At 70.8% G+C, this 6,578-nt stretch carries 4 protein-coding genes; 1 reads left to right on the top strand and 3 read right to left on the bottom strand.

Annotated features, from left to right (window positions below; all coding sequences use genetic code 11):
- Positions 1–81: 81 nt before the first annotated feature.
- The 3 genes from ABD236_RS30155 to ABD236_RS30145 all read right to left on the bottom strand — a co-directional run bounded on the left by ABD236_RS30155 (position 82) and on the right by ABD236_RS30145 (position 2,762).
- On the bottom strand, positions 82–1,023 hold the full coding sequence (locus ABD236_RS30155; RefSeq protein WP_344079133.1) for an RluA family pseudouridine synthase: 942 nt from the start codon (positions 1,021–1,023) through the stop codon (positions 82–84).
- Positions 1,024–1,075: 52 nt separating this feature from the next.
- Entirely contained in the window at positions 1,076–1,642 is a 567-nt protein-coding gene (lspA, locus tag ABD236_RS30150) for a signal peptidase II (protein ID WP_344079131.1), read from the bottom strand.
- A 64-nt stretch (positions 1,643–1,706) separates the two neighbouring features.
- On the bottom strand, positions 1,707–2,762 hold the full coding sequence (locus ABD236_RS30145) for a TraR/DksA family transcriptional regulator (protein WP_344079129.1): 1,056 nt from the start codon (positions 2,760–2,762) through the stop codon (positions 1,707–1,709).
- Positions 2,763–3,337: 575 nt separating this feature from the next.
- Between ABD236_RS30145 and ileS the strand changes: the two genes are divergently transcribed.
- The gene (gene ileS, locus ABD236_RS30140; RefSeq protein ID WP_344079127.1) at positions 3,338–6,478 is read left to right on the top strand and encodes an isoleucine--tRNA ligase; all 3,141 of its coding nucleotides are present in this window, start codon (positions 3,338–3,340) and stop codon (positions 6,476–6,478) included.
- Positions 6,479–6,578: the final 100 nt, after the last annotated feature.

Genomic DNA, 6,578 nt, shown 5'->3' with positions numbered 1-6,578 from the left:
GGGTAATCAGGGGCGCGGGGAACTGCGCGACCAGCCACCGACGGCCCGCAGGTCAAAGCAAGGCTCGCGACGCCTACGGCGTCACTCGCTCTCCGCGCGGATGACGTCCAGCGCGTGCTGGAGGTCGTCGGGGTAGCGGCTCTCGAACTCCACCCACGAGCCGTCCGAGGGGTGCTCGAAGCCGAGGCGCACCGCGTGCAGCCACTGCCGGGTCAGCCCGAGCCGCTTGGCGATCGTGGGGTCCGCCCCGTACGTCAGGTCGCCCACGCACGGGTGCCGGTGGGCGGACATGTGCACCCGGATCTGGTGCGTGCGGCCCGTCTCCAGCTTGATGTCGAGCAGCGACGCGGCCCGGAACGCCTCGATCAGGTCGTAGTGCGTCACCGAGGGCTTGCCCTCGGCCGTGACCGCCCACTTGTAGTCGTGGTTGGGGTGGCGGCCGATGGGCGCGTCGATGGTGCCGCTCATCGGGTCCGGGTGGCCCTGCACCAAGGCGTGGTAGCGCTTGTCCACCACGCGCTCGCGGAACTGCTGCTTCAGATACGTGTACGCCCGCTCGGACTTGGCGACGACCATCAGACCCGAGGTGCCGACGTCGAGCCGGTGGACGATGCCCTGGCGCTCGGCCGCGCCGGAGGTGGAGATCCGGTACCCGGCCGCCGCGAGGCCGCCGATGACCGTGGTCCCCGTCCAGCCCGGGCTCGGGTGGGCGGCGACGCCGACCGGCTTCACGATCACGACGATGTCGTCGTCGTCGTGCACGATCTCCATGCCCTCGACCGGCTCGGCCACGATCTGCACCGGCGCGGGCGCCTGGGGCATCTCGACCTCCAGCCACGCGCCCCCGCGGACCCGCTCGGACTTGCCCACCACCGAGCCGTCGACCTGGACCTTCCCCGCCGCGGCGAGCTCCGCGGCCTTCGTACGGGAGAACCCGAACATACGGGAGATGGCGGCGTCGACGCGCTCGCCCTCCAGACCGTCGGGAACGGGCAAGGTGCGGATCTCGGGAAACGTACTCACCCGTCGAGTATGCCTTGCCCCACCGACATCCCCGTCCCCGTGCGGACCGGGATCAGTCCTTGTGGACCGTTCCGTCCGGGTCCAGGCCCCGGAACGAGAGGATCACGATCAGGAAGCCGCCGCAGACGATCGCGGAGTCGGCCAGGTTGAAGACGGCGAAGTGGGCCGGCGCGATGAAGTCGACCACCGCGCCCTCGAAGACGCCCGGGGAGCGGAAGATGCGGTCGGTGAGGTTGCCGAGCGCGCCGCCGAGCAGCAGCCCGAGCGCGATCGCCCACGGCAGGCTGTAGAGCTTGCGGGCCAGCCGGAAGATCACCACGATCACCGTCGCCGCGATCAGCGTGAAGATCACGGTGAAGGCCTCGCCCATGCCGAAGGCGGCGCCCGGGTTGCGGATCGCCTCCAGCTTCAGCAGGTCGCCCACGACCTCGATCGGCTCGTGGTGCTCCAGCCTGGCCACCACGAGCATCTTGCTGCCGAGGTCGAGCAGGAACGCGAAGAGCGCCACCGCGAACAGGACGGCGACCCTGCGCCGGCCCCGGGGCCGCTCGTCGGGAGCCGCGGCCTCGTCGGGCCCTTCTACGTCCGGCGTACCGATGATGCGCTCCGCCTCTGCCACGTGAGTCCCTCGACCAACCCTAGGTACCTGACTGAGGACGAGGGTACGACACAGGCGTACGGACTCAGCCCCGGCGTTCCTGCTTCTGCTTGTCCTCGACGCAGAGGGTCGCGCGCGGGAAGGCCTGCATCCGCGCCTTGCCGATGGGATTGCCGCAGACCTCGCAGTAGCCGTACGTACCGGCGTCCAGCCGTTCCAGTGCCCGTTCCGTCTGCTCCAGCATCTCGCGCGCGTTGGCGGCCAGCGCCATCTCGTGCTCCCGGGTGATGTTCTTGGTCCCGGTGTCGGCGTCGTCGTCGCCGGCGCCGTCCCCGGAGTCCCGCATCAGCCCGCTCAGGGCGCTCTCCGAGGCCTCGATCTCGGCCCGCAGCCGCAGGACCTCGCTGGTCAGCTCGGTGCGTGCCTCGCTGACCTCCTCGGGCGTCCAGGGGTCCTCCCCGGGCCGCACCGGCAGCTCGCCGGGCACCCCGGCGACGACGGCACGGGCCTTCGGCACGGCCGTCGTCGCCGTGGACTTCCTGGCCGCGGCCTCGTCGGCCGTGTTCTTGGCAACCACCTTGTCGGCTCCCCTCTGCTCCGCGGCCTGGGCCGCCCCCTGGGCCGCCGAGGCGGCCTCTTCCACTGCTCCACCGGCGGCCTTGCCCGATGACGCCTTCTTGGCGGACGCCGTCTTCTTGGCGGCAGCCTTCTTGGCCGGGGCCGTCTTGTCGACGGCGGCTGTCTCGGCCACAGGATCCTCAGCCACGGCCTTCTTGGCCGGTGCCTTCTTGGCCGGTGCCTTCTTGGACGCTGCCTTCTTGGACGCTGCTTTCCTGGCTACGGCCTTCTCCGCGCCGGCCTCACCGGCCACAGCCTGCTTGGCCGCCGCCTTCTTCGGCGCGGCCTTCTTGGCGGCCGTCTCCTTGGCGACGGCCTTCTTGGCGGCGGTCTTCTTGGCGGCGGTCTTCGTCGCCACCGCCTTCTTGGCCACCGCCTTCTTCGCCGGCGCCTTCTTCGCCGGCGCTCTGGCCGACGTCTTCTTGGCCGCGCTCTTCTTCGGGGCCGCCTCCTTCTTGGACGCCTCCTTGGCCACGGCCTTTCTCGCGTCCTCGGACGCCAACGCGGTCTTCTTCGCCACCATGGCCGCGGCCCCTTCACATATTGTGATCTTGCTCGCGAATCGTGCTGGGACGATAAATCGACCCCAGGCCCGCGGCAACGGGGCACGCCGCCGGTCCGGCCCCGGCCGAGGTGCCGGGAGACGGACCTGCATCCGTTGTGCCCAGCTCGTGGGCCGGTAATCCGCCCCGCGGGCGCGGCCGGACTCCGCCCGGCCACGTATGCCCATTCGGGTCATCCACGCGCGCGTGGCGGCGCCGCGGGCGGACGCGCCGAAAACCGGTCGGCCGCCGTCGGTGCGGGCCCGTACACTGTGCTCAGCGAGAGGCGTGAATGGGACGAGTAGCGTCGTACGCAGCCAAGAGCGATCCGGGGACGGTGGGAGCCCGGAGGCGAGCGCGATGTGAAGATCACCCCGGAGCCGCCGGAAGAAAGCACCCCCGGGTGCGAGTAGAACCGGCTTCGCGACCCCAATGAGGGGGCGGTGTCCCGCACACCGCCAAGGAGGGTGGTACCGCGGGAGCGCGGGGCCGTGCGACGGCCGCAGCTCTCGTCCCTCCGACGGAAACGTACGACGATCCGCCGGAGGATGAACGGATGTCGCAGTACCGCCAGGTGCCCGCCCAGGTCGACCTGCCCGCGCTGGAGCACGCCGTGCTCGACTTCTGGCGCGAGTCCAAGGTCTTCGCCAAGAGCCTCGAACAGTCCGAGGGCCGCCCCGAGTGGGTGTTCTACGAGGGCCCGCCGACCGCCAACGGCATGCCGGGCGCCCACCACATCGAGGCCCGCGTCTTCAAGGACGTCTTCCCCCGCTTCCGGACCATGCAGGGCTACCACGTGGCCCGCAAGGCCGGCTGGGACTGCCACGGCCTGCCGGTCGAGCTCGCCGTCGAGAAGGAGCTCGGCTTCAACGGCAAGAAGGACATCGAGGCGTACGGCATCGCCGAGTTCAACGCCAAGTGCCGCGAGTCCGTGACCCGCCACACCGACGCCTTCGCCGAGCTCACGACCCGCATGGGCTACTGGGTCGACCTGGACGACGCCTACCGCACGATGGACCCCGAGTACGTGGAGTCCGTCTGGTGGTCCCTGAAGGAGATCTTCAACAAGGGCCTGCTCACCCAGGACCACCGCGTCGCCCCGTGGTGCCCCCGCTGCGGCACCGGCCTGTCCGACCACGAGCTGGCGCAGGGGTACGAGACGGTCGTCGACCCCTCGGTCTTCGTCCGCTTCCCGCTCACCTCCGGCCCCCTCGCGGGCGAGGCCGCGCTCCTGGTGTGGACGACCACGCCGTGGACGCTGGTCTCCAACACCGCCGTGGCCGCCCACCCGGAGGTCACCTATGTGGTGGCCACCAACGGTGAGGAGAAGCTGGTCGTCGCCCAGCCGCTGCTGGAGAAGGCCCTCGGCGAGGGCTGGGAGGCCACCGGGCAGACCTTCACGGGCACCGAGATGGAGCGCTGGACCTACCAGCGCCCCTTCGAGCTCGTCGAGTTCCCCGAGCCCGCGCACTACGTGGTGAACGCCGAGTACGTGACGACCGAGGACGGTACGGGTCTGGTCCACCAGTCCCCCGCCTTCGGCGCCGACGACCTCCTGGTCTGCAAGGCGTACGGCCTCCCGGTGGTGAACCCGGTCCGCCCCGACGGCACCTTCGAGGAGGACGTGCCGCTGGTCGGCGGCGTCTTCTTCAAGAAGGCCGACGAGAAGCTGACCGCGGACCTGGCCGAGCGCGGTCTGCTCTTCCGCCACGTGCCGTACGAGCACAGCTACCCGCACTGCTGGCGCTGCCACACCGCGCTGCTCTACTACGCGCAGCCGTCGTGGTACATCCGCACCACCGCCGTCAAGGACGCGATGCTGCGGGAGAACGAGAAGACCAACTGGTTCCCGGACTCGGTCAAGCAGGGCCGCTTCGGCGACTGGCTGAACAACAACATCGACTGGGCGCTCTCCCGCAACCGCTACTGGGGCACCCCGCTGCCGATCTGGCGCTGCGAGGACGGCCATCTGACCTGTGTCGGCTCGCGCGCCGAGCTGAGCGAGCTGTCCGGCACCGACCAGAGCGAGCTCGACCCGCACCGCCCCTACATCGACGACGTCACCTTCACCTGCACGGCCGAGGGCTGCGCCCACCCGGCGGTCCGGGTGCCGGAGGTGATCGACGCCTGGTACGACTCGGGCTCGATGCCGTTCGCGCAGTGGGGCTACCCGTACAAGAACAAGGAGCTGTTCGAGAGCCGCTACCCGGCGCAGTTCATCTCCGAGGCGATCGACCAGACGCGCGGCTGGTTCTACACGCTGATGGCCGTCGGCACCCTGGTGTTCGACAAGTCCTCGTACGAGAACGTGGTCTGCCTGGGCCACATCCTCGCCGAGGACGGCCGCAAGATGTCCAAGCACCTGGGCAACATCCTCCAGCCGATCCCGCTCATGGACCAGCACGGCGCGGACGCGGTGCGCTGGTTCATGGCGGCCGGCGGCTCCCCGTGGGCGGCCCGCCGGGTGGGCCACGGCACCATCCAGGAGGTCGTCCGCAAGACGCTCCTCACGTACTGGAACACGGTCGCCTTCCAGGCGCTGTACGCCCGTACGTCCGACTGGGCGCCCAGCGCGGCCGACCCGGCCCCGGCGGACCGCACGGTCCTGGACCGCTGGCTGCTCAGCGAGCTGAACACGCTGGTCGACCAGGTGACGCAGGCCCTGGAGGCGTACGACACCCAGCGCGCCGGCAAGCTCCTCTCCGCCTTCGTGGACGACCTGTCCAACTGGTACGTCCGCCGTTCGCGGCGCCGGTTCTGGCAGGGTGACAAGGCGGCGCTGCGCACGCTGCACGACGTGGTGGAGACGGTGACGCGGCTGCTCGCGCCGCTGACCCCGTTCATCACCGAGCGGGTGTGGCAGGACATGGTGGTGCCGGTGACCCCGGACGCGCCGGAGTCGGTGCACCTGTCGTCGTGGCCGAAGGCGGACGCCTCCGCCATCGACCCGGTGCTGTCGCAGCAGATGCTGCTCGTACGGCGCCTGGTGGAGCTGGGCCGCGCCACGCGCGCGGAGTCGGGCGTCAAGACGCGCCAGCCGCTGTCGCGCGCGCTGGTGGCCGTGGCGGGCTTCGAGTCCCTCTCCCCGGAGCTGCACGCGCAGATCACCGAGGAGCTGAACGTCTCGTCCCTGGCGTCGCTGTCCGAGGTGGGCGGCTCGCTGGTCGACACCACGGCCAAGGCGAACTTCCGTGCCCTGGGCAAGCGCTTCGGCAAGGGCGTCCAGGACGTGGCCAAGGCGGTCGCGGCGGCGGACGCGGCGGCGCTGTCGGCGTCCCTGCGGGACACGGGGGCGGCGTCGGTCACGGTGGGCGGCGAGGAGGTCGTGCTCGCCCCCGACGAGGTGATCATCACGGAGACCCCGCGTGAGGGCTGGTCCGTGGCCTCGGACTCCGGTGCGACGGTCGCGCTCGACCTGGAGATCACCCCGGAGCTGCGCCTGGCGGGCCTGGCCCGGGACGCGATCCGGCTGATCCAGGAGGCGCGCAAGAACAGCGGGCTGGATGTGGCGGACCGGATCGCGGTGCGGTGGGAGTCGTCCGACGCGGATGTCGTCTCGGCGCTGTCCGCTCACGCGGGGCTGATCGCGGAGGAGGTGCTGGCGACGGATTACGCGGCGGGGGCGGCGGACGACACGTACGGTGACCCGTTCACGGACGAGCCCCTGTCGCTGACGTTCCGCCTGCGCAAGGTGTAACGCCGCGCGCGATGCTCTGTGGCGGCCCGCTTCCCCTGTACGCCGGGGGCGCGGGCCGCTTTCCTTTTCCCCACCCCGCCCCTTCCCGAAAACCCTGGGC

Origin of the sequence: Streptomyces crystallinus (assembly GCF_039521265.1) — a bacterium.
Lineage (GTDB): Bacteria > Actinomycetota > Actinomycetes > Streptomycetales > Streptomycetaceae > Streptomyces > Streptomyces crystallinus.
Note: the sequence above shows the minus strand (reverse complement) of the source record. Positions and strands in the feature narration are given on the sequence as shown.

Coding starts and splice junctions, on each gene's coding strand:
- ABD236_RS30145 (WP_344079129.1), bottom strand. CDS start 2,762: ATGGTGGCGAAGAAGACCGCGTTGGCGTCCGAGGACGCGAGAAAGGCC.
- ileS (WP_344079127.1), top strand. CDS start 3,338: ATGTCGCAGTACCGCCAGGTGCCCGCCCAGGTCGACCTGCCCGCGCTG.